This is a genomic window from Paraburkholderia kirstenboschensis (assembly GCF_032806925.1).
GTDB classification, from domain to species: domain Bacteria; phylum Pseudomonadota; class Gammaproteobacteria; order Burkholderiales; family Burkholderiaceae; genus Paraburkholderia; species Paraburkholderia kirstenboschensis.
Map to the genome: position 1 here is coordinate 2,298,071 of NZ_CP136513.1, position 22,586 is coordinate 2,320,656.

At 62.3% G+C, this 22,586-nt stretch carries 18 protein-coding genes; 1 reads left to right on the forward strand and 17 read right to left on the reverse strand.

The window, feature by feature from the left end; all coding sequences use genetic code 11:
* Window positions 1-135: 135 nt before the first annotated feature.
* On the reverse strand, window positions 136-1,836 hold the full coding sequence (gene ltrA / locus RW095_RS32925) for a group II intron reverse transcriptase/maturase (protein ID WP_317020095.1): 1,701 nt from the start codon (window positions 1,834-1,836) through the stop codon (window positions 136-138).
* 1,216 nt (window positions 1,837-3,052) lie between these two features.
* On the opposite strand from ltrA, the gene RW095_RS32930 reads away from it, so the two are divergent.
* Complete coding sequence (locus tag RW095_RS32930) at window positions 3,053-3,538, forward strand: DciA family protein (protein WP_317020096.1); 486 nt, start codon at window positions 3,053-3,055, stop codon at window positions 3,536-3,538.
* 83 nt (window positions 3,539-3,621) lie between these two features.
* Here RW095_RS32930 and lpxC read toward each other — a convergent pair whose 3' ends face one another.
* The 16 genes from lpxC to rsmH form a co-directional block, all read right to left on the reverse strand.
* The gene (gene lpxC / locus RW095_RS32935; protein ID WP_020071227.1) at window positions 3,622-4,539 is read right to left on the reverse strand and encodes a UDP-3-O-acyl-N-acetylglucosamine deacetylase; all 918 of its coding nucleotides are present in this window, start codon (window positions 4,537-4,539) and stop codon (window positions 3,622-3,624) included.
* A gap of 295 nt (window positions 4,540-4,834) precedes the next feature.
* Entirely contained in the window at window positions 4,835-5,338 is a 504-nt protein-coding gene (locus RW095_RS32940; protein WP_317020097.1) for a peroxiredoxin, read from the reverse strand.
* A gap of 217 nt (window positions 5,339-5,555) precedes the next feature.
* Window positions 5,556-6,752 (reverse strand): cell division protein FtsZ, encoded by a 1,197-nt coding sequence (gene ftsZ, locus RW095_RS32945; RefSeq protein ID WP_020071225.1) that lies wholly within the window; start codon window positions 6,750-6,752, stop codon window positions 5,556-5,558.
* A gap of 150 nt (window positions 6,753-6,902) precedes the next feature.
* On the reverse strand, window positions 6,903-8,135 hold the full coding sequence (gene ftsA, locus RW095_RS32950; protein WP_012434417.1) for a cell division protein FtsA: 1,233 nt from the start codon (window positions 8,133-8,135) through the stop codon (window positions 6,903-6,905).
* A gap of 27 nt (window positions 8,136-8,162) precedes the next feature.
* Window positions 8,163-8,915, reverse strand: a complete 753-nt coding sequence (locus tag RW095_RS32955; RefSeq protein ID WP_317020098.1) for a cell division protein FtsQ/DivIB — start codon at window positions 8,913-8,915, stop codon at window positions 8,163-8,165.
* Window positions 8,916-8,964: 49 nt separating this feature from the next.
* Window positions 8,965-9,918 (reverse strand): D-alanine--D-alanine ligase, encoded by a 954-nt coding sequence (locus RW095_RS32960; RefSeq protein WP_317020099.1) that lies wholly within the window; start codon window positions 9,916-9,918, stop codon window positions 8,965-8,967.
* 1 nt (window position 9,919) lies between these two features.
* The gene (murC, locus tag RW095_RS32965) at window positions 9,920-11,323 is read right to left on the reverse strand and encodes a UDP-N-acetylmuramate--L-alanine ligase (protein WP_317020100.1); all 1,404 of its coding nucleotides are present in this window, start codon (window positions 11,321-11,323) and stop codon (window positions 9,920-9,922) included.
* Window positions 11,320-12,438 carry an undecaprenyldiphospho-muramoylpentapeptide beta-N-acetylglucosaminyltransferase gene (murG, locus tag RW095_RS32970; protein WP_317020101.1) on the reverse strand — a complete coding sequence of 373 codons (1,119 nt, stop codon included), beginning with the start codon at window positions 12,436-12,438 and terminating at the stop codon, window positions 11,320-11,322. The genes murC and murG overlap by 4 nt, the downstream gene beginning before the upstream one ends.
* The gene (gene ftsW, locus RW095_RS32975) at window positions 12,435-13,703 is read right to left on the reverse strand and encodes a putative lipid II flippase FtsW (protein ID WP_317020102.1); all 1,269 of its coding nucleotides are present in this window, start codon (window positions 13,701-13,703) and stop codon (window positions 12,435-12,437) included. Before ftsW ends, murG begins: the two co-directional genes overlap by 4 nt.
* Complete coding sequence (murD, locus tag RW095_RS32980; protein ID WP_317020103.1) at window positions 13,700-15,214, reverse strand: UDP-N-acetylmuramoyl-L-alanine--D-glutamate ligase; 1,515 nt, start codon at window positions 15,212-15,214, stop codon at window positions 13,700-13,702. The genes ftsW and murD overlap by 4 nt, the downstream gene beginning before the upstream one ends.
* A gap of 23 nt (window positions 15,215-15,237) precedes the next feature.
* Window positions 15,238-16,407 (reverse strand): phospho-N-acetylmuramoyl-pentapeptide-transferase, encoded by a 1,170-nt coding sequence (gene mraY / locus RW095_RS32985; RefSeq protein WP_020071217.1) that lies wholly within the window; start codon window positions 16,405-16,407, stop codon window positions 15,238-15,240.
* 17 nt (window positions 16,408-16,424) lie between these two features.
* Entirely contained in the window at window positions 16,425-17,852 is a 1,428-nt protein-coding gene (locus tag RW095_RS32990) for a UDP-N-acetylmuramoyl-tripeptide--D-alanyl-D-alanine ligase (protein ID WP_317020104.1), read from the reverse strand.
* Window positions 17,849-19,420: a UDP-N-acetylmuramoyl-L-alanyl-D-glutamate--2,6-diaminopimelate ligase gene (locus RW095_RS32995; protein ID WP_317020105.1), complete on the reverse strand. Its 1,572-nt coding sequence runs from the start codon at window positions 19,418-19,420 to the stop codon at window positions 17,849-17,851. The genes RW095_RS32990 and RW095_RS32995 overlap by 4 nt, the downstream gene beginning before the upstream one ends.
* Window positions 19,417-21,282, reverse strand: coding sequence for a peptidoglycan D,D-transpeptidase FtsI family protein (locus RW095_RS33000; protein ID WP_128586232.1), 1,866 nt, complete (start codon window positions 21,280-21,282; stop codon window positions 19,417-19,419). The genes RW095_RS32995 and RW095_RS33000 overlap by 4 nt, the downstream gene beginning before the upstream one ends.
* Window positions 21,279-21,629, reverse strand: coding sequence for a cell division protein FtsL (gene ftsL, locus RW095_RS33005; protein ID WP_128586231.1), 351 nt, complete (start codon window positions 21,627-21,629; stop codon window positions 21,279-21,281). Before ftsL ends, RW095_RS33000 begins: the two co-directional genes overlap by 4 nt.
* Entirely contained in the window at window positions 21,626-22,579 is a 954-nt protein-coding gene (gene rsmH / locus RW095_RS33010) for a 16S rRNA (cytosine(1402)-N(4))-methyltransferase RsmH (protein ID WP_317020106.1), read from the reverse strand. Before rsmH ends, ftsL begins: the two co-directional genes overlap by 4 nt.
* Between the last annotated feature and the right edge of the window lie 7 nt (window positions 22,580-22,586).

Genomic DNA, 22,586 nt, shown 5'->3' on the forward strand with positions numbered 1-22,586 from the left:
GTCGGAATGGCCTCGGCGGCTTAGTCCAAGAGTGAATTGTCGGGTAGCCCGACCTTCTTACGAAGATCGGGCCCCCCGAGAACCGTACGTGCGAGTTTCCCCGCATACGGCTCAAATCTACAAACAAAGTTCTGTCTACGACAGAACCGGCTTAGTTACTACAAGTTTACCAACGTGTACCTGCTGGTGACAGTGCGGGTGAAGCAAGACCCGGTTGGACAACTTGTCTGACCCGCCATGCATCCGATATTCCAGATGATGGTCGTGCCAGCCTGTTTCGTCCGTCAAGGCACAGCCGCAGTGCGCACACAACCCGCTCTGCGACATGTACAGCTTTGCCCACTGTTTCCGGTAGCGCATCGAATCCCACAGACGCGTCTGCCGCAGTTGCTCGCCATATTGCTCCCACTTCGGATCAAAGGGATTAAATTCTCCTTGGATCTTCTTGTGTCTCCTGATCGCCGTACCGCTGAGTTGGTACAACTCCATCAGGCCCCAACTGCCATCGTCTCGAACCGTCCGGACCGCAAACACCCACTTGCGAGCGTCGATTGAGTGGAAGTACTTCCGTCGCACCCAACTGCTGCTCTTTTGCGGATGTCGCCGCTTGGACCACCACCAGAGCCTCCGGAACACCAGATGCTCCATGCGGGTGTACGCCTCTTTGGCCGTAACCGGATGGTGATACTGCGCCCATCCGCGCAACATTGGATTTAGCAGTCGGATCATCTCCTCCTGCTTCACCGTCTTGTTGCTGCTGATCGTTTCCGCCACCTTGCTGTAGAACGCTTTCGCGTTCTTCTTGCTCGGTTTGATGAGCATGTTTCCCGAGTACTTCCGGAAATTCCACCCAAGGAAATCGAAGCCGTCGTCAATGTGAGTGATCCGCGTCTTCTCCTCCGATAACTGCAGTCCCCGAACCGCAAGGAATGCTTCTACCCAAGGTCGGACCTCGCACTCCAGCAACTCACGCGAGTCGCCGGTGATTACAAAGTCGTCCGCGTACCGCACCACATTCACTTTGAGTCTTCGAGCTTTCATGATCCCTAGTTTTGCACCGAGGTGCACTTCCAGTTCTCGTTCCAGCCCATTCAGCGTTACGTTCGCCAACGTCGGGGAGATGATGCCTCCCTGCGGCGTACCGGCCTCAGTCGCCTGTAGCTGCCCCTTATAAATCAGGCCAGCCTTCAACCATTTCCGGAGGACTACGCTGTCCATCAGGACATTGTTTTCCAACCAGTCATGACTGATGTGGTCAAAGCATCCCTTGATATCCGCTTCGAGGACCCATTTGGCAGAAGCCTCTTGGGACATACAAACGCGGATTTGGGCCATCGCATCAGCTGTCGAACGATTTAGCCTGAACCCGTAGGAATTCAGGTCACTCGTCGACTCCGATACTGGCTCCAAGGCCAGCAGATGCAGAGCTTGCATCGCCCTGTCCCGCATGGTCGGAATGCCCAGAGGGCGTTCCTTCCCATTGGCCTTGGGGATAAAGACTCTCCGTAATGGCAGAGGCTTGTATCCGCGCCGCTTCAACCTGCCGATGGCTTCCCACCGGCTGTCAGGCGAATCCCATAGCTCGCGATCGACTCCAGCCGTTCGCGCACCCTGGTTTTGCGTAACACGTCGTACCGCATACAGCTTCGCAGACAACGTGCGGGTCAGCATCCGTTGCAGGGCTTTCACCCTTCGCCAATCGCCTTCCCGCGTCGCCTTCGCAATTCGAATCTGCATCCCTCTCACGTTCCGCTCAACCCGTCGCCAATCTATGGCATACCAGTTGTCCGGCGCGTGGGAAAGCGCAGATCCGGTCTTTCGACCAGATACTTTCATGCTGCTCTCCTACCTGGAAAAGTCCCCAGACAGAAGGCGCATCTCCCCCAGCGGGGTAGATACACCCCGCTGGGGAACAACAAAACTCAGTGCAGGCGCATGCACCTGCATCTGACCAAGTTACAGAGGGTAGTCAGCCGTCTTGCGACGGTAGACCAGACGGAAGTCGGCCCGCTTTCGCGTGGGGTAATGTTCCAACCCCTATCCGAACCATTACAGCCCGGCTTTCGCTTTTTCCGTCCTCCCATACCTGCACAATCAACAGCGTCCCTTGCGGTTCGCCTGCCAGCCTTACTGCGCTGGCAACCATACAGGCTTACCACGTTCCCGGCATGTCACACGACTGACTTAGGTTCTGCCTATTCCCCGGCGGTATCACGAACGACGTAACCCGAGATTCGAGCGGGCTATCCAACCGCATACCTTTGGTCAGTGCCTATCAGCAGCTTTGGCACACAATGCTAACGAGGTTTATCAGCAGTTCACTTCCGTTAACCCTATCAGCCAGCCTAGCGCCTCACCCCCTTGCTGCTAGGAGTATCCAGACCGCCTCCTCGCGGAACCAATCTGCCCGAAACGTCCGGGGGCTACATTGTCAGAAGAGCTTCACACCCCACCGTTGCCAGTGACGCATGTCTTCCTAGGCTACTGCTGGTCGTACAGCAGGTTCACTACCCTCGTCTTCCAACAAACGAGGTCGAACAATGACACACCGAGCTTTCGCTCGTATCGTTTAGCGAAACCCTTGCCTGACGGCTCGGGAATTGCAAACATCACCCCGCCCTGTCGGCGGAGGTGAAGCCGCTGACCGGGCGGGACCTGACGGTAATCAGGCCCATGCAACAAGGTTCCCGGCTGATTGCTCCGGTTTCCAATTTCACTACAAGGATGCTTCCCCATAGGGTTGCATCTGCTTCCTAAAGTGCGGCCCACAAGGGGGCCGCCTGCGGAGGGCATGGTGAGTTGCCTCAATAACCCTCTAGTCGATGCTCCGTAACGTGGAGCAGTCGGACACGAGCGTGCGTGTCGCACCGAATCGGGCATTTTAGCACGCGCCCCCGCCCACGCTGATGTCTCCAGCGCGACGCCGGCAAGGCAGCGAAGCCCGCCGCGCCGAGCTTCGACGGCGTACATACGGGCGGGTCTGCGTGCATCCCGCGCGGTACAATCGGGGCGTGTTCGCGCATTGGGTGCGAACGCGCCGCCACTGTCAAACATGAGCCGTTTCCCCTCGTTTTCAAGGCCGCCGCCAAAGCAGTTCAACGTGCGCCGACCCCAGCCGGTAGCCGAAGTGCTCAATCGCACCGACGCGTTTGCCGCTCTGCGGGCGGGCGTCGAGCAGATTGCCGCCTTGGAGAAAGACCTGCGGGAGCTGCTGCCCGATTATCTGGCCACGAGCGTGGAACCGAGCTTTATCAAGGAAGGCGTGCTGGCGCTTTTCGCCGCCCACAACGCGCTGGCCGCGCGGCTGCGGCATCTCGAGCCCCGGCTGCTGTCTGACCTGCAGCAGCGCGGCTGGCCCGTCAATGCGTTGCGCATCCGGGTGCGGCCGCAAGCCGCGAAGGAGCCGCCGCCGGTCAAGCAGGCGCGCATGACGCCTGCCGGTGCCGACGCGCTACACGCGCTGAGCGAATCACTCGCGCCCTCGCCGTTGCAGGAAGCGTTGGCGAAAATGGCGGCGCGGCATCGGAGAAATCGCTGAACAAAAGAAAAAGCGGCTCGTTTGAGCCGCTTTTTTTCGCGCGTTCGCTTCGGAAATTTCACCGAAGACGTGATGTTAATTCTTTACGCAAAAGCCGTCTGCGTCTCATAAGCAAAGCCGCGCGGCGCCTTGCGCGTGTCGTCGAACGTGACGATCTCGTACGAATCTTCATGCGCGAGCAACTCGCGCAGAAGTGCGTTGTTCAGGCCGTGGCCCGACTTGTAAGCGTTGTACGAAGCCAGCAACGGATGGCCGACCACATACAGGTCGCCAATCGCGTCGAGCATCTTGTGTTTGACGAACTCGTCGTCGTAACGCAGACCGTCGTTGTTCAGAATGCGGTACTCGTCGAGCACGATTGCGTTGTCCATGCTGCCGCCGCGTGCGAGTCCCAACTCACGCATCATTTCCACTTCATGCGCGAAACCAAACGTGCGCGCGCGAGCGATTTCGCGCACGTACGACGTATTGGCGAAATCGACTTCGAGCGCCTGGCCGGTTTTATCGACAGCCGGGTGACGGAAATCAATCGTGAATTTGAGCTTGAAACCGAAATACGGATCCAGCCGAGCGAATTTATCGCCGTCGCGAATCTCGACCGGTTTGGTGACCTTGATGAATTTCTTCGCGGCGTTCTGCTCTTCGATTCCCGCCGATTGAATCAGAAACACGAACGAGCCGGCGCTACCGTCCATGATCGGAATCTCTTCAGCGGTAACGTCGACATAGAGGTTGTCGATGCCGAGACCGGCGCAAGCGGACATCAAATGCTCGATGGTCGAGACGCGCGCGCCGTCCTTCTGCAACACGGAAGCGAGACGTGTATCGCCAATCGCCATTGCCGACGCGGGAATGTCGACCGGCGTGGGCAAATCCACGCGCGAAAACACAATGCCCGTGTCCGGCGCTGCCGGGCGAAGCGTCAGGTCGACTTTACGGCCGGAGTGCAAACCGATGCCGACCGTCTTGACGATTGATTTGATGGTGCGCTGCTTCAACATGGTGATCTTTTATTCGATTGAAAATCCCAATCGGGACTTTTTGTTCCATAGCACGAATTATACTCCATAACCCTAAGGAGCGTCTTCGCACGGAACGTATCAATCTGTTTCGCTGCGTTACCCGAATTATCCATTGGGCGCCCGTGAGGGAAAGCGTGACGGGCCGACGTCCGGAACGGAGGCGTTTCCGGTTGTCGGCCCGCGTAACGGCCTGTCACAAAGCGTCGCGTACACTGTTGCCGCGGTACAACGCGGTTCGCCGCGTGCCGCGCCAACGGTGATGACGCCGCCATAACTAGCTCAACGTAACGAGGATACTCCTTGCATCGCTCACTTCGAATTTGCCGGCAGCCTCGACGTTCAACGTCTTGACCACGCCGTCGTCGACAACCATCGCGTAGCGCTGGGAACGGATCCCCATGCCGCGCGCCGACAAATCCTGCTCGAGACCGAGCGCTCGTGTGAAAGCCGCACTGCCATCCGCCATCATGCGCACCTTGCCCGAGGCGTGCAGATCGCGTCCCCACGCGCCCATCACGAACGCGTCGTTCACGGACACACACCAGATTTCGTCGACGCCCTGCGCGCGCAACTGCTCGGCGTGTTCGACATAACCCGGTACATGTTTGGCAGAACAGGTCGGCGTGAACGCGCCAGGCAATCCGAAGATCACCACGCGCTTGCCCGCCGTCTGCTCGCGCACGTCGAAGCTATTAGGCCCGATCGTGCAGCCCGCGCGCTCGTCTTCGACATACTCGAAGAGCGTTGCGTCGGGCAGCTTGTCACCAGCTTGAATCATGCTCAGTCCTTTGCATCGATGCGAAGCGTCTCCCGCACGTCATCGTGTCGCAGTGAATCGGCGACAGTTTCCCAAACCGCTTCGTTTTCCGAAGAGGGCACTTGTCCTTGCCGCGAATCCGACGATACGCGGCTTGTTTGCCGTTCACCCGCCACGCTCGTGCATTCGTCCGCCAACGCCTATCAAAAGGCGAGGCAGCGAAAGCCTGCCCGTGCGCTCAGTCCGCCTGCTTACGCAGGAACGCCGGAATGTCGTACGTGTCGACGCCCTTTTCCTGCAGCGCCTGCACGTGCGAAGCCGCGGTGTCGCGCGACGTGCGCCACACAGCCGGCGTGTCCAGCGCGCCGTAGTCGGCGGTGCTCGCGTGCGACGGCGTTGCGTAGGCAGCGTGTTGCGTGCTGATCGGCTGATTGTCGGTGCCGGTGCGCAGCAGCGTCATGGGTGCCGATTGCTGCTTCTTCGCCGCACGGCCGAGACCCGTTGCCACGACCGTCACGCGGAGCGCGTCGCCCATTGCATCGTCGTACACTGCGCCGAAGATCACGGTAGCGTCTTCTGCAGCATAGCTCTTGATGGTGTTCATCACTTCGCGCGTTTCCGACAGACGCAGCGAACGGCTCGACGTGATGTTCACCAGCACGCCGCGCGCGCCCGACAGATCCACGCCTTCCAGCAGCGGGCTCGCAACGGCCTGCTCGGCTGCGAGACGCGCGCGATCGACGCCGGCAACCGTCGCCGTGCCCATCATTGCCTTGCCCTGCTCGCCCATCACCGTCTTCACGTCTTCGAAGTCGACGTTCACCAGACCGTCGACGTTGATGATTTCCGCGATGCCGGCAACTGCGTTGTTCAGAACGTCGTCTGCGCACTGGAAGCACTTGTCCATCTCGGCGTCATCGCCCATCACCTCGAACAGCTTGTCGTTCAGGACGACGATCAGCGAGTCGACGTGATCCTCTAGTTGCTGCGAACCGGCTTCTGCCACACGCATGCGCTTGCCGCCTTCGAATTCGAACGGCTTGCTGACCACGCCAACAGTCAAGATCCCCATTTCCTTCGCGATCTGCGCGACCACGGGTGCTGCGCCCGTGCCCGTGCCGCCGCCCATGCCGGCCGTGATGAAGACCATGTGCGCGCCGCGCAATGCGTCGGCGATGCGCTCACGTGCTTCCTGCGCTGCGGCGTGGCCCATTTCCGGCTTCGCGCCGGCGCCCAAACCCGTGTTGCCCAACTGGATCACCGCGGTGGCGCGCGAACGCGACAAAGCCTGTGCGTCCGTGTTCATCACGATGAAGTCGACGCCTTGCACGCCCTTGTTGATCATGTGCTGAACGGCATTGCCGCCAGCGCCACCTACTCCGACCACCTTGATGATGGTGCCGTTCGTTTCGGTTTCCAGCATCTGGAATTCCATGTTGCCTCCGTCAAGATAAAAAATTCAGCCACTCGGCCGTTATTCGGCAAGAGATCGGGCAACCTCCTGTCGCGCGCCGGCCGCCGGCACCAGCGCGTATTTCTCAAGCTGTCGAAAACCCGTTGAAACTTGCTCGGTAAAACAGATTCGTTAAAAGTTGCCGAGGAACCAGTCCTTCATGCGCGTGAACACCTGTCCCATGGAACCGGACTGCACCGCGACCTTGCGGCCGCGCATGCGTTGCGAACGTCCTTCGACGAGCAGGCCCATCGCCGTCGAATAGCGCGGATTGCGCACCACGTCGGCGAGACCGCCCGCGTATTCCGGCACGCCGATACGCACCGGCTTCAGGAAGATGTCCTCGCCCAGTTCGACCATGCCGAGCATCATCGACGCGCCGCCGGTCAGCACCACGCCGGAGCTCAGCAGTTCCTCGTAACCCGACTCGCGCACCACCTGCTGCACGAGCGAAAACAGTTCTTCGACACGCGGCTCGACGACCGCCGCCAGCGCCTGGCGGGACAGCGTGCGCGGGCCGCGCTCGCCGAGACCCGGCACTTCGATCATTTCGTCCGGATCGGCCAGCGCCTGTTTGGCGATGCCGTAGTCCACCTTGATGTCTTCCGCGTCGGGCGTCGGCGTGCGCAAGGCCATGGCGATGTCGCTCGTGATCTGGTCGCCCGCGATTGGAATCACCGCCGTATGACGGATCGCGCCTTCGCTGAAAATCGCAATGTCCGTCGTGCCGCCGCCGATGTCGACCAGCACCACGCCCAGTTCCTTTTCGTCTTCCGTCAGCACCGCGAGCGACGACGCGAGCGGCTGCAGAATCAGATCGTTCACTTCGAGCCCGCAGCGGCGCACGCACTTCACGATGTTCTGCGCCGCGCTCACCGCGCCGGTGACGATATGCACCTTCACTTCGAGGCGAATGCCGCTCATGCCGATCGGCTCGCGCACATCTTCCTGACCGTCGATGATGAATTCCTGCGTGAGGATATGCAGCACCTGCTGATCGGTCGGAATGTTGATCGCCTTCGCCGTTTCGATCACGCGCGCCACATCGGCCTGCGTGACTTCCTTCTCCTTGATCGCCACCATGCCGCTCGAATTGAAGCTGCGGATATGGCTGCCGGCAATTCCGGTGAAGACGTTCGTGATCTTGCAGTCGGCCATCAGCTCGGCTTCTTCAAGCGCGCGCTGAATGGACTGCACGGTGGCTTCGATATTCACCACCACGCCTTTTTTGAGCCCCTTCGATTCGCTCTGGCCGAGGCCGATCACCTCGTAGTGACCTTCGCCCTTTAGCTCGGCGACGATGGCCACCACCTTCGACGTCCCGATGTCGAGGGCGACCAGCAGATCTTTATAGTCTTTACTCATAGCGTGCTCATTGCGTGTGATGTCCGTTTACTTCTTGCCCTTGTCGGGTTCGCTGATAAAGCGCATGCCAGCGGCACGAATCGCGAAACCGTTCGGATAGCGCAAGTCCGCATACTCGATATCCTTTCCCCAACGTTGCGTCACCGCGTTCCAGGCCGCGGTTAGGCGCTTGCTCCGATCGAGCAGCGTGTCCTGATTGCGCTCGCGCCCCAACTCCACCTGCATGCCGTTCGATAGCTTGACTGCCCACGCGTAACGCGGCGACAGCGTCACTTCTTCGGGCGTGGCGCCAAGCGGCGCAAACCACTTCTGAAAGTCGTGATAACGCGCGACCACTTCTTTCGCCGTACCGTCCGGGCCGTCGAACGCAGGCAGGTCCTGCTCCAGCTCGCCCTGGTTCGCGGTGAACAGATCGCCGTCGACGCTCACCAGTTGATCGCTGCCCCACGTGCCAAGCGGTTTGTACTCTTCGAGCGTGACAGCGAGCGCATTCGGCCAGACTCGCCGCACGCTCGCGTGACGCACCCACGGCATCTGCTCGAACGCCTGGCGCGCGACGTCGAGATCGACCGTGAAGAAGTTGCCCTTCAGCCGCCCAACCACACCTGCGCGCACCGTCGGCGAATTGATGTGCTCGGTATCGCCGTCGATCTGTATTTCGCGCAGCGCAAAATTCGGGCGCTGGATCAGCCAGTAACCGCCCGCCGCCAGCAGCACGAGCACCAGCAACGCATGCAATGCGTTGGCGGCGAAATTGAGCTGGCGAACGTTGTTCCACATGGTGTTGCTTTCGGGTTGCCCCGGTTAGTGCTTCGGTTAGTGCTGCGCGTTAATCCTTGAGCGTCAGCGCCAATACGCCGACAACCAGTTCCTGATAGCTGATGCCCACCGCGCGCGCCGCTTTCGGCGGCAGCGAGTGGTCGGTCATGCCCGGCGCCGTGTTCACTTCCAGGAAATACGGATTGCCGTCGGCGTCCAGCATGAAGTCGGCGCGGCCCCAATCGGTGCAGCCGAGAACGTCGAACGCACGGCGCGCCAGCACTTTCAAACGCGCTTCTTCGTCGGGCGTCAGACCGCACGGAATCAGATACTGCGTGTCGTTCGCGATGTACTTCGCGTGATAGTCGTAGAACTCACCGGCCGGCACGATGCGGATCACCGGCAAATCCAGGTCGCCCGCGATGCACGCGGTGTATTCGCCGCCGCCTTCGATGCTCTTCTCGACCACCACAATCCTGTCGTACTTCACCGCTTCGACGAGCGCCGCCGGCAGTGCGTCGGCGCTCTTCACCTTGATGACCGCGACGCTCGACCCTTCGCTTGCCGGCTTCACGAAAAGCGGCAAACCGAGCTTCGCGACGATATCTTTTGCGCGCGCTTCGTAGTCGTCGCCGCGCAGCACGGCTTCGAACGGCGGCGTCGGAATACCGAGTTGCTGCCACACGAGCTTGGTGCGGAATTTATCGAGCCCGAGCGCCGAACCCAGCACGCCGCTGCCCGTGTACTTGATGCCGTAAAAATCGAGCGCGCCCTGAATCTGGCCGTTTTCGCCATAACCGCCGTGCAGCGCATTGAACGCGCGCACGAAACCTTCTTCCTTCAACGCGGCAAGCGGACGCTCGGCCGGATCGAACGCATGGGCGTCGACGCCGGCGTCGCGCAGACCTTGCAGCACGAGGCGCCCGGAATTGAGCGACACCTCGCGCTCAGCGGAATTTCCACCGAGCAGCACGGCCACTTTGCCGAATCGTTTAGCGAGTTGATCTGACTGGATACTGCTCATCTCACACCTTCGTTTCGAGAGCGAGGCGACCCGGCACACTGCCGATCGAACCCGCGCCCATCGTGATCACTACATCGCCGTCGCGCACCAGTGCTGCGAGCGCGTCCGGCACTTCGTCCACCGTATCGACGAACACGGGCTCCACCTTGCCCGCCACGCGCAACGCGCGAGCGAGCGCACGGCCATCCGCCGCGACGATAGGCGCTTCGCCCGCCGAATAGACTTCGGTCAGCACGAGCGCGTCCACCGTCGACAGCACCTTTACGAAATCCTCGAAACAGTCGCGAGTGCGCGTGAAGCGGTGCGGCTGGAACGCGAGCACCAGACGCCGCCCGGGGAACGCACCGCGCGCCGCCGCGACCGTTGCCGCCATTTCGACCGGATGATGACCGTAGTCGTCGACCAGCGTGTAAGCGCCCGACGCGTTGCCTTCCCCGACGACGGGGACTTCGCCGTAGCGCTGAAAACGCCGGCCCACGCCGTTGAAATCCGCCAGCGCCCGCTGAATGTCGGCATCTTTCACTTCGAGCTCAGTCGCAATGGCGATGGCGGCCAACGCGTTCTGCACGTTGTGCTCGCCCGGCAGGTTCAACACGATGTCCATCGGCGGCGCGTCTTCGCGCATCGCCGTGAAATGCATCTTGCCGTCGCGCGCTTGCACGTTGACCGCGCGCACCTGCGCATCGGGCGCGAAGCCGTAGCGGATGATCGGCTTCGACACGAACGGCAGAATCTCCTTCACGTTCGGATCGTCGACGCACAGCACCGCGATGCCGTAAAACGGCAAACGGTGCGTGAATTCGATGAACGCCTGCTTGAGCCGCGCGAAGTCGTGCCCGTAGGTGTCCATGTGATCGGCGTCGATGTTCGTAATGACTTCGATCACTGGAAACAGATTCAGGAACGACGCGTCCGACTCGTCCGCTTCGGCGACGATGAAGTCGCCCGTGCCGAGCCGCGCATTCGCGCCCGCGCTGATCAGCCTGCCGCCAATCACGAAGGTCGGATCGAGCCCGCCCGCGGCGAGCACGCTTGCCACCAGCGACGTGGTCGTGGTCTTGCCGTGCGTGCCGGCAATCGCAATACCCTGTTTCAGGCGCATCAGTTCTGCGAGCATCACCGCGCGCGGCACGATCGGAATACGGCGATGACGCGCCGCCAGCACTTCGGGGTTGTCGCTGCGTACCGCGGTCGAGACGACCACAGCGTTAGCACCTTCTATGTTCTCCGCAGCATGACCGATCGCAATGCGCGCGCCGAGCGCGGCGAGCCGATCGGTAACGGCATTGCTCGACAGATCCGAGCCGCTTACCTGATAGCCGAGGTTGACCAGCACCTCCGCGATGCCGCTCATGCCGACACCGCCGATGCCGACAAAGTGAATATGTTTGACGATGTGTTTCATTGCTTTCCTTCTGGGCTCGCGCCCGAAATCGAACCCGCCACAGTCGCGCAAATCTGCGCGACCTGTTCCGTGGCGTCGGGTTTCGCGAGCGAGCGCGAACGCTCCGCCATCACCGCGAGACTTTCCCGCGTCTGGCTGCGCAACCAGTCGGCGAGTTTTTCCGCCGACAGATCGCGTTGCTGCACGACCAGCGCCGCGCCGTTATCGGCGAGAAACGCTGCATTAGTGGTTTGATGATCGTCCACCGCATACGGGAACGGCACGAACAACGCGGCCACGCCTACTGCTGAAATCTCGGACACCGTCATTGCGCCCGAGCGGCAAATCACGAGATCGGCTTTCGCATAGGCGCTCGTCATGTCGTCGATGAACGGCACGAGTTGCACGTCCGCGCCCGTTTGCAAGCCGGCTGCCGCGTAGTTCTCGCGCAGCGCGTCGATATGCTTGGCGCCAGCCTGATGCACGATGCGCGGCCGTTCGTTCGCACCAAGCAGCGCGACCGCGCGCGGCACAACTTCGTTGAGCGCCGCTGCGCCAAGACTGCCACCGACCACCAGCACATTCAGCGGACCGTTGCGTTCTGCATAGCGTGCTTTGGGCGCAATCGCGCGCGCAAGTTCCGCACGAATCGGATTACCGGTCCATTCGCCATGCGGCAACGCATTCGGAAACGCAACCAGCACGCGCCTGGCGAGCTTCGCGAGGACCTTGTTCGCGAGGCCCGCGATCGAATTCTGTTCATGCAGCACGAGAGGGCGGCCGCTCAATGCAGTCATCAATCCCGCCGGAAACGTGATGTAACCGCCCATGCCGAGCACGACATCCGGCTTCACACGACGCAGCACGCCGAGGCTCTGCGTGCATGCGCGCAGCAGGTTCAGCGGCAACATCAGCTTGGTCTTCACGCCCTTGCCGCGCAGTCCGCCAAAGCGCACGTATTCCATCGGAATGCCGTGCTTCGGCACGAGCGTGGCTTCCATGCCGGCAGGGTTGCCAAGCCATACGACCTTCCAGCCCCACGCCTGCATCAGATGCGCGACCGCGAGCCCGGGGAACACGTGTCCCCCGGTGCCGCCGGCCATCACCATCAGCGTGCGTTGCTGCGTGAGGGTCATACCTTCCCCCCACGCATCAACACACGGTTTTCATAGTCGACCCGCATCAACACCGCGACGGCGACGCAGTTCAGCAAGATGCCGGAACCGCCATAGCTGACGAGCGGCAACGTCAGGCCTTTGGTCGGCAGCAAGCCGAGGTTCACGCCCATGTTGATAAACGTCTGCGCGCCGAACCAGATGCCGACGCCCTTCGCGACCAGACCCGCGAACGTGCGGTCGAGCGCGAGCGCCTGACGGCCGATCTCGAACGCGCGGCGCACGATCCAATAGAACATCAGGATCACGACGAGCACGCCGATAAAGCCGAGTTCCTCGCCGATCACCGCGAGGATGAAGTCGGTATGCGCTTCCGGCAGATAGTTGAGCTTTTCGACGCTGCCGCCGAGACCTACGCCGAACCATTCACCGCGGCCGAACGCGATCAGCGAGTGCGTCAATTGATAAGCTTTGCCCTGCGCGTAACGGTCGTCCCACGGATCGAGGTACGCAAAGATCCGCTCGCGCCGCCAAGGCGATGCCCACACCAGCAAACTGAACGTGCCGACCGCCGTTGCGACAAGCCCACCGAACAGCTTGCCGTTCACGCCGCCGAGAAACAGCAGGCCCATCGCAATCGCCGCGATCACCATGAACGCGCCCATGTCCGGCTCGAGCAGCAGCAACGCGCCGACGAAACCAACCGCCATCGCCATCGGCAGAAAGCCTTTGGCGAAGCTGTGCATGTATTCCTGCTTGCGTACGGTGTAGTTCGCCGCGTAGATCGTCACCGCGAGCTTCATGATTTCGGACGGCTGCATGTTCGTGATGCCGAGCGGAATCCAGCGGCGCGCGCCGTTCACGCCCTTGCCGACGTGCGGAATCAGCACGATCACCAGAGCGACGAGCGAAATCAGGAAGAGCTTGGGCGCGTATTTGTCCCACGTCGAAATCGGAACGCGGAACGCCACGACGCCGACGACCGCACCCATGACCACGAAAATGATCTGACGCACGAGGAACGCATAGTCGCGGTACGACGCGTACTTGGGCGAGTCGGGCATCGCGATCGACGCCGAATAGACCATTACCACGCCAAGCCCGAGCAGCGCGACGACCACCCACAGCAGCGAATGATCGTAGTCGAGCATGCGCGAGCGCAACGGCCGCACGCCGTTGACGGCGCTCGCGAGACCGCTGCCGCCCGTGCGGCCGGCAACGCGCGTGGCGCCCGCCGAGTCGCCAGTGGCCGAGGCGCGTGAACCGAATCGTTCCGACCAGCTCATATCATCGTCCCCCGTTCGGCCGCGATCTCTTCTACCGTGCTGCGAAACACCGCCGCACGATGCGCATAGCCCTTGAACATGTCGAAGCTCGCGCAAGCCGGTGACAACAGGATGGCATCGCCCGGTTGCGCAAGCGCGGTCGCCGCACGCGTCGCTTCTTCGAGCGTGGCGTGGTCGGTCATCGAGATGCCGGTTTCCTCGAGCGCCGCGCGAATCCGCGGCGCGTCACGGCCAATCAGCATCACCGCGCGGCACCAGCGCATGACCGGCGCGGCAAGCGGCTCGAAGTCCTGGCCCTTGCCGTCGCCGCCAGCAATCAGCACGACGCGCTGCGCAAGACCGTCGAGTGCGGCAACCGTCGCGCCGACGTTTGTGCCCTTGCTGTCGTCGACGTAATCAATGCCGTCGATCGACGCAATCAGCTCCACGCGATGCGGCTCGCCGTGATACTCGCGCAAGCCATGCAAAAGCCGCGCGCCGGGCAGGCCGATTGCGCGTGCGAGCGCATAGGCGGCAAGCGCGTTGGCCGCGTTGTGCAGGCCGCGAATGCGCAAGGCGTCCGCTGGCATCAGGCGCTTCAGCGCGATGTTCGGCGGCGTGACCGCTTCGTTCTTGCGACGACGCTTCGGCGCGGGTTCGTCGCTCACGTCGAGATCGTGTGCTTCGACGAGCCAGATCATGCCGTTATCGCGCAGCAGACCGTAGTCGCCGTCGCTCTTGGGTTCGGTTACGCCGAAGGTCACGACTGCCGCGTCGCTAGCCTCTGAAGGCGCGAGCGCCATCACGCGCGCGTCATCGCGATTAAGCACGCGCACCGTTTGTGTACCGAAGATCCGGCCCTTCGCGGCGGCGTATGCGTCGAGGCCGCCATGCCAGTCGAGATGATCCTGCGTGATGTTGAGAATCGCCGCGGCGTCCGGCTCGAACGTATGCGCGGTTTCGAGCTGGAAGCTCGACAGTTCGAGCACCCACACGTCGGGCAGCGCTGTGTTGTCGATCGCTTCGCTCAGTTTGTCGAGCAACGCGGGGCTGATGTTGCCCGCCACCGCGACCTTCTTGCCCGCACGTTCGCAAAGCAGGCCCGTGAGGCTGGTAGTCGTCGTCTTGCCGTTGGTGCCGGTGATCGCAATGACTTTCGGCGCGTAGCCGCTCTCGCCGAGCGTTTTCAGCGCTTGCGAGAACAGTTCGAGTTCGCCCCACACGGGGATGCCCTGCTCGCGGGCCGCGGTGATCAGCGGCAGCAGGTCGGCGGCGAGCGGTGACAAACCCGGGCTGATCGCAACGATTTCGACGCCTTCGAGCAACACGGTAGAAAACGGGCCGCCGACAAACGCAGCGTCGACGCCATGCGCTTCCAGTGCGGACAGATTCGGCGGTACTTCGCGCGTATCGGCCACACGCAGCCGACAGCCGTGCCGCGCGCACCAGCGCGCCATCGCGAGACCGGATTCACCCAGTCCCAGCACGAGCACCATCGGCTTTTGCCGATCCCGAAACTTCTCGCCGAACATCGCCTGCTTCCCCTAATACCTGCTTAACGCAACTTGAGCGTGGACAATCCGAACAGACATAACATCAACGTGATGATCCAGAAGCGCACGACCACTTGCGTCTCCTTCCAACCCGACAATTCGAAGTGGTGATGCAGCGGCGCCATCTTGAAGAGACGCCGCCCTTCGCCGAAACGGCGCTTGGTGAATTTGAACCACGCAACCTGCAACATCACGGAGAGCGTTTCCGCGACGAAAATGCCGCCCATGATGAACAGCACGATTTCCTGACGCACGATGACCGCGACGGTGCCGAGCGCGCCGCCGAGCGCGAGCGCGCCGACATCGCCCATGAACATTTGCGCCGGATGTGTGTTGAACCAGAGGAACGCGAGCCCCGCGCCGCCCATTGCCGAACAGAAAATCAGCAATTCGCCCGCGCCGGCGATATGCGGGAACAACAGGTATTTCGAGTAGACCGAGCTGCCCATCACGTAGGCGAACACGCCGAGCGACGCGCCGACCAGCACGACCGGCATGATCACGAGGCCGTCGAGCCCATCAGTGAGATTGACCGCATTGCTCGCGCCGACGATCACCAGATACGTCAGCACGATGAAGCCCCACACGCCGAGCGGATAGCTGATCGACTTGACGAACGGCAGCATCAGGTCGGCACGCGCGGGCAAGCCCATCGACAGGCCGCTGCGCACCCACGCCATGAACAGGTCGAACACACGCACATTGCTCGCCTCCGACACACTGAAGGCGAGGTAGACCGCGGCGAACAGACCGATCACCGACTGCCAGAAATACTTCTCGCGCGACGACATGCCGCGCGGGTCCTTGTAGACGACCTTGCGGTAGTCGTCGACCCAACCGATCACGCCGAAGCCGAACGTCACCAGAATCACGATCCAGATGAAGCGATTGGTCAAATCCGCCCACAACAGCGTGGCCACGGCGATGCCGAGCAGAATCAGCACACCGCCCATGGTCGGCGTGCCGGATTTCACAAGGTGCGTTTGCGGACCGTCTTTACGAACAGCCTGACCGACCTTCATGGCGGTCAGCTTGCGAATCACCGCCGGGCCGCAGACGAGCCCGATCAGCAGCGCGGTGATGGTCGCCATCACCGCGCGGAAAGTGAGATAACTGAACACGCGCAAGAAGCTTGCGTCATTCTGCAGCCATTGCGCCAGCGCCAGTAGCATGCTTCGGTCCTTCTATTTCAGTGTGCGGCGGGCGTACTGCCCGCTGCGTTGGGTTGTGGACTCGTAACGGCGTCCACCACGCGCTCCATCTGCATGAAGCGCGAGCCTTTCACGAGAAGCGTTGCAGCGGCGCCGAAGCCGGCCTGCTGCAATTGCGCGACCAGCGTGCCGACATCGGCAACGTGATGCGCGCTGGCGCCATACGCGGTGCACGCGTCGCGCGAGGCGTCGCCCATTGCGTACAGCGCGTCGATACCGCGTTCCTTCGCGTATGCGCCGATCTCGCGGTGAAACTCGGGACCGTTGTCGCCGACCTCGCCCATGTCGCCCATGACCAGCACGCGCGGCGAAGCGTGCGACGCGAGCACGTCGATCGCGGCGCGCATGGAGTCGGGATTCGCGTTGTACGTGTCGTCGATTACCGTTGCGCCGGCAAGCGTGCCGAGCGCGGCATGCTTGACCTGCAAGCGGCCTTTCACCGCGCCGAACGATTCGAGGCCGCGCTTGATCGCATCGAGCGACACGCCCGCGGCGAGGGCGGCCGATGTCGCGGCCAATGCGTTGTGCGCGTTGTGATTGCCGAGCACTTGCAGCGTGATTTCGACATGGCCTTGCGGTGTGTCGATGCTGAGCAGCTTGCCGTCGAACTTGCCGGTGACGGCGGCTTCGGTCGTGCGTTCCTCGCTGTTCAGCGCGAAGTCGACGATTCGATTGCCGGTGGCGGCCACGCGCCAGATACTTGCGTAAGCGTCGTCCGCGGGGAAGACGGCGACGCCGTCCGGGTTCAGCGCATGGATCACGCTCGCATGTTCGAGCGCCACCGCTTCGACGGTCGCCATGAACTCCTGGTGCTCGCGCTGCGCGTTGTTCACGACCGCAACCGTCGGCTCGGCGATCTTCCCGAGCAGCGACGTTTCGCCAGGATGATTCATGCCGAGTTCGACCACGGCCAACCGATGCGCGGCATTCAGACGAAACAGCGTGAGCGGCAAACCGATATCGTTGTTGAAATTGCCGGCAGTCGCGAGCCGCGCATCGGCCCCAACGGCGGCGGCGAAAATCGACGCGATCATTTCCTTGACCGTGGTCTTGCCATTGCTGCCGGTCACGGCAACGAGCGGCATGCTGAACTTGCGACGCCAGCCGCGAGCCAGTGCGCCCAACCCCACGCGCGTATCGGTCACGCGCAGCGCCGGCACGTTCCAGTCTTGCGGCGTACGCGAAACGAGCGCCGCGCTCACGTTGCGCGCTGCAACGTCGCCGAGAAAGTCGTGCGCGTCAAAACGCTCGCCCTTGATCGCGACGAACAGATCGCCTGGACCCGCACTGCGGCTATCGGTCGACACGCGTTCAAACGTGACGCTGTCGTCGCCGACTACGGTGGCGCCGGGAATCAGCGCGGCGGCTTCACGCAGCGAGAACATCTCATTTCCTTGCCCGCTCATTCGCCACCTCCGCGTGCCTGCGTCGCCCGCGCGGCGAGCGCGAGACGAGCGTGATCCTGATCGGAGAAAGCGCGCTTCTTGCCCATGATTTCCTGTGTCGCTTCGTGCCCCTTTCCGGCCAGGACGATGACGTCTTCACGCGCGGCGCTGCGGATCGCCTGAAGGATCGCGCTCGCGCGGTCTTCGATGCGGCGCGCTTTCGACGCGTCTTTCATTCCCGCTGCGATCTGCTCGATGATCGATTGCGGATCTTCGCTGCGCGGGTTGTCGCTCGTGACCACGACGCCGTCCGCGATCTTCTCGGCGATTGCGCCCATCAGCGGACGCTTGGTCGCGTCGCGGTCGCCGCCGCAGCCGAACATGCAAATCAGTTCGCCGCCGCGTGCGGTCGCCATCGGCCGCAGCGCTTCCAGCGTTTTTTCAAGCGCGTCCGGCGTGTGCGCGTAGTCGATCACGACGAGCGGTTCGTCGTTCTGCAAACGGCCGCCGAGGCGTTCCATGCGGCCATTCACCGATTCGAGCTTCGCGAGTTGGGCGAGCGCCGCGTCGAACGTCACGTCGGCGGCAAGCAATGCGCCGAGCACGCCGAGCAGATTGCTCACGTTGAACGCGCCGAGCGTTTGTACTTCGACGTCGGCCTTGCCCCACTCGGACGTGCACAGATGGAACGCGGTGCCGGTTGCGGTGGCGCGCACGTTCGACGCGAGCAACCACGCGTCGGCTTGCGGCGCGCTTTGCAGTGCAGTTTGCGACGCGTCGTGCGGCGCGGAGTCGAGGCCATAAGCGATGGTGCGCGCGTGACCTCGAGTGCTGGCAAGCAGACGGCGGCCGGCCGCGTCGTCGCGATTGATCACCGCCGCGCGCAATTCAGGCCATGCGAAAAGACGCGCTTTCGCCGCTTCATACGCTTCGAACGTGCGGTGATAGTCCAGATGGTCTTGCGTGAGATTCGTGAACACGGCAATGTCGAACGCCGTGCCGTTCACGCGCCCCTGGTGCAGCGCATGCGACGACACTTCCATTGCCACTGCGCGTGCGCCGGCGTCGCGCAATTGCGCAAGACTGCGCTGCAATTGCGGCGCGTCGGGTGTCGTGAAGCCGGTGTGCACGAGTTGCCCCGGCAACCCGGTGCCAAGCGTGCCGATGATCGCGCAACGTGTGCCGAGCGCGGTGAGCGCCGCCGAAATCCACTGACTGCACGAAGTCTTGCCGTTCGTGCCCGTTACGCCGACCGTCAGCATGTTGTCGCTCGGATCGTTGTACCAGGCACTCGCGATTGAACCTGCGAGGTCGTTCAACGCCGGCACGGCAAGCGTTGTAGATGCATCGATCGCGCCGTTGAACCCTTCGGCCTGAACGAGCACGGCGGCAGCACCGCGTTCAATTGCACTGTCGATGAACGGACGGTTGTCCGCGCCATCCACTGCGTACGCAAAGAACGCGTCGCCGGCTGCGAGCGAACGCGTGTCGGCATGCAGATGCGCGCCTGGCTGCACGCGTGCGCGCAGCCAGTTCAACGCTTCGGCGATCTCCCGATGCGCCGGATGATTGTTGCGCAGCGCGCTCATCGAACGACTCCCGGATGGCTCTTCGCGTTCGCGGAAATCGTCATCTTCTTTGCGCCGGCGCTGGTCGCGATCTTTTTCGCAGCGGACGGCGCGGGCGTTGCAGAAGGCGCGGCAGATGCGGAATCGTCGGACACCACCATCTGCTTGACGGGCATTTGCGGCGGCACGTTCAGCGAGCGCAACGTATCGCCGACGATGCCCGAGAACACCGGCCCGGACACCTGACCACCGAAGTGGCTGCCCGCAGTCGGCTCGTCGACCGACACCGCGACGACGATGCGCGGGTTCGGCATAGGTGCCATGCCAACGAACGACGCGCGATACTTCGAGTGGTCGTAACCATGCGGGCCGTGTTTATACGCCGTACCGCTCTTGCCGCCGACGCGGTAACCAGGCACAGCCGCATCCGGCGACGTGCCGCCCGGCGAGACGACCGTTTCGAGCATCGCGCGCACTTCGCGGGCGGTGGTCGGCGAGAAGATTTGCGGACCCGTTGCCGGCTGATCGCCAGGCGTGCGGAAAATCGACACCGGCATGATCTGACCGTCGTGCGCGATTGCCGAATACGCGCGACCCAACTGGAACAGCGACACCGACAGGCCATAGCCGTACGACATGGTCGCCTGCTCGATGCGGCGCCAGCTTTTCCACGGACGCAGACGTCCCGCCGCCGCGCCGGGGAACCCGACCTTCGGCGCCTGGCCGAGACCGATGCTCGTGTACATATTCCACATCTCTTCGGGCTTGAGCTGCATCGCGATCTTCGTCGCGCCGATGTTGCTCGACTTCTGGATCACGCCGCCGACGGTCAGGACACCGAACGCGCTGTCGTCGGTAATCGGCGCACCGTCAAGCACGAAGCGGCCGCCGCCTGTATCAACCAGTGTAGTCGGCGTGACGCGGTGCAGATCGAGCGCGAGCGACACCGTAAACGGCTTCATGATCGAGCCGGGTTCGAACGTGTCGGTCAGGATGCGGTTGCGCAACTGGTCGCCGGTCATGTGCGAACGGTCGTTCGGGTTGTATGTGGGGTAATTGACGAGCGCGAGCACTTCGCCGGTCCGCACGTCGATCACCATGGCCGCGCCGGCCTTCGCCTTGAACTTCTCGACCGCCGCTTTCAGGTTCGTGTACGCGATGTACTGGATCTTGCTGTCGATCGACAGATCCACGTCCTGGCCGTTGTGCGGCACGACCTGCTCGTCCACGTCCTCGATGATGTGGCCCATGCGGTCCTTGATCACGCGGCGGCTGCCCGACATGCCCGCGAGCAGCTTCTGATCGCCGAGCTCGACGCCTTCCTGGCCTTCGTCCTCGACGTTGGTGAAGCCGATCAGGTGAGCGGTGATCTCGCCTTCCGGATAGAAACGCTTGTACTCGTCGCGCGCGTAAATGCCGGGGATGTCGAGCGCCTTCACCTTCTCGGCGATGTCGACCGGCACCTGACGTTTGACGTACACGAAGTTCTTGTCTTCCGAGAGCTTCCTGCGCAATTCCTTGTCGGTCATGCCGAGCAGTTTGCCGAGCGCGCCCAGCTTCTCGGCGCCGAGATCGTCCGGTACCGATTCCGGGATCGCCCAGATGGCGCGCACCGGCAGGCTCGTGGCCAGCACGAGACCGTTGCGGTCGAGGATCTTGCCGCGCGTGGCGGGAAGTTCGAGCCGACGCTGATAACGGATTTCGCCCTGCTTCTGATAGAACGCGTTGCCCGGGCCCTGAATCCAGAAGGCGCGCGCGGTCAGTGCGACGAACGCCATGAAAAGCAGGAACACGACAAGCTTCGAGCGCCACATAGGCAAGCGCACGGACAGGATCGGGTTCGCCGAGAAGGCGACGCTCTTGCGAGCCGACGATTTTTTCATCGCACGCCTCCGCTGCGGCTCGTTGCCGGCGCGGACGCCGGACCGGAAGTCGGAATCGGCGCGTCTTCAGCCTTCGCCGCGCCTGGATCGAGCGTCAGATATTGCGTGCGGCCGGTCGTGACCGATTGCATTTTTAGCGACGTGGTGGCGATCTGCTCGATGCGCGAGGTTTTCGACAGCGCGCTCTGCTGATATTGAAGCTGCGAATAGTCCTGCTGCAGTTGGCGCTCCTGCGATTGCGCGCGCTGCAACTGGATGAAGATCTGGCGCTGCTGATTGGTTGCGTTGACGACAGACAGGGCACAGCCCATCACGATCATCAGCAGGAAGATGTTGAGACGATTCATGGTGCGATTCGCTCCGCCACGCGCATCACGGCAGAACGGGCGCGCGGGTTCCCGGCGACTTCAGCGTCGCTAGCAAACACACGGCCGATGATTTTGAGCGGGGGACTCGGCAGGTCGACGGCACGAATCGGCAGGCGACGATCGACCGTAGGCGTACTTGCGTGCGCCTGCATGAATCGCTTGACGATCCGGTCCTCGAGCGAATGAAAGCTGATGACCACCAGCCGTCCCCCTTGCTCCAGCAGCGCTAACGCTGCTTCTAAAACGACTTGCAGCTCCGCAAGCTCTTGATTGATGTGAATCCGTATAGCCTGAAAGGTGCGGGTTGCCGGATCCTTGCCCTTCTCACGGGTTTTGACGACGTTAGCCACGATTTGGGCAAGCTCGCCCGTGCTGACGAGAGGCCCAAGACGGTCGGACTCTGCCCGGCGAGCAACAAGCGCCTTTGCAATCTGAAAAGCAAACCGTTCTTCCCCATAATCTCGTATCACCTCCGTCAGTTCCTGCACCGTGGCCCGCGCCAGCCATTCAGCGGCAGACTCGCCGCGCGTCGGGTCCATCCGCATGTCGAGCGGGCCGTCGGCGCGGAAACTGAAACCCCGCTCCGGGTCGTCGACTTGCGGCGACGACACGCCCAGATCCAGCAAAACACCCGACACCCGTTCAATCCCGCGCTCCGCAATCGCGGCGCGCAGTGAAGCAAAACTCTCGTGCACGATGCCAAAGCGCGGATCAGCGATTTGCTGCGCCGTGGCGATCGCGAGCGGGTCTTTGTCGAAAGCGATCAGTTGCCCCGACTCACTCAGCTTCTCCAACACCAGCCGGCTATGACCGCCGCGCCCAAATGTGCCGTCCACATAAACGCCATCCGCGCGGGTGACCAGCGCGTTGACCGCTTCCTCCAGCAGCACCGTGCGATGCTGCAATTCGTTTCTCATCGCAGGTGCCATATATGTA

Coding starts and splice junctions, on each gene's coding strand:
- ltrA (WP_317020095.1), bottom strand. CDS start 1,836: ATGAAAGTATCTGGTCGAAAGACCGGATCTGCGCTTTCCCACGCGCCG.
- ftsA (WP_012434417.1), bottom strand. CDS start 8,135: ATGAGTAAAGACTATAAAGATCTGCTGGTCGCCCTCGACATCGGGACG.
- RW095_RS32940 (WP_317020097.1), bottom strand. CDS start 5,338: ATGATTCAAGCTGGTGACAAGCTGCCCGACGCAACGCTCTTCGAGTAT.
- RW095_RS32995 (WP_317020105.1), bottom strand. CDS start 19,420: ATGAGCGCGCTGCGCAACAATCATCCGGCGCATCGGGAGATCGCCGAA.
- ftsL (WP_128586231.1), bottom strand. CDS start 21,629: ATGAATCGTCTCAACATCTTCCTGCTGATGATCGTGATGGGCTGTGCC.
- RW095_RS32960 (WP_317020099.1), bottom strand. CDS start 9,918: ATGAGCAGTATCCAGTCAGATCAACTCGCTAAACGATTCGGCAAAGTG.
- lpxC (WP_020071227.1), bottom strand. CDS start 4,539: ATGTTGAAGCAGCGCACCATCAAATCAATCGTCAAGACGGTCGGCATC.
- murG (WP_317020101.1), bottom strand. CDS start 12,438: ATGACCCTCACGCAGCAACGCACGCTGATGGTGATGGCCGGCGGCACC.
- rsmH (WP_317020106.1), bottom strand. CDS start 22,579: ATGGCACCTGCGATGAGAAACGAATTGCAGCATCGCACGGTGCTGCTG.
- mraY (WP_020071217.1), bottom strand. CDS start 16,407: ATGCTACTGGCGCTGGCGCAATGGCTGCAGAATGACGCAAGCTTCTTG.
- RW095_RS33000 (WP_128586232.1), bottom strand. CDS start 21,282: ATGAAAAAATCGTCGGCTCGCAAGAGCGTCGCCTTCTCGGCGAACCCG.
- murD (WP_317020103.1), bottom strand. CDS start 15,214: ATGTTCGGCGAGAAGTTTCGGGATCGGCAAAAGCCGATGGTGCTCGTG.
- murC (WP_317020100.1), bottom strand. CDS start 11,323: ATGAAACACATCGTCAAACATATTCACTTTGTCGGCATCGGCGGTGTC.
- ftsZ (WP_020071225.1), bottom strand. CDS start 6,752: ATGGAATTCCAGATGCTGGAAACCGAAACGAACGGCACCATCATCAAG.
- RW095_RS32990 (WP_317020104.1), bottom strand. CDS start 17,852: ATGAGCGGGCAAGGAAATGAGATGTTCTCGCTGCGTGAAGCCGCCGCG.
- RW095_RS32930 (WP_317020096.1), top strand. CDS start 3,053: ATGAGCCGTTTCCCCTCGTTTTCAAGGCCGCCGCCAAAGCAGTTCAAC.
- ftsW (WP_317020102.1), bottom strand. CDS start 13,703: ATGAGCTGGTCGGAACGATTCGGTTCACGCGCCTCGGCCACTGGCGAC.
- RW095_RS32955 (WP_317020098.1), bottom strand. CDS start 8,915: ATGTGGAACAACGTTCGCCAGCTCAATTTCGCCGCCAACGCATTGCAT.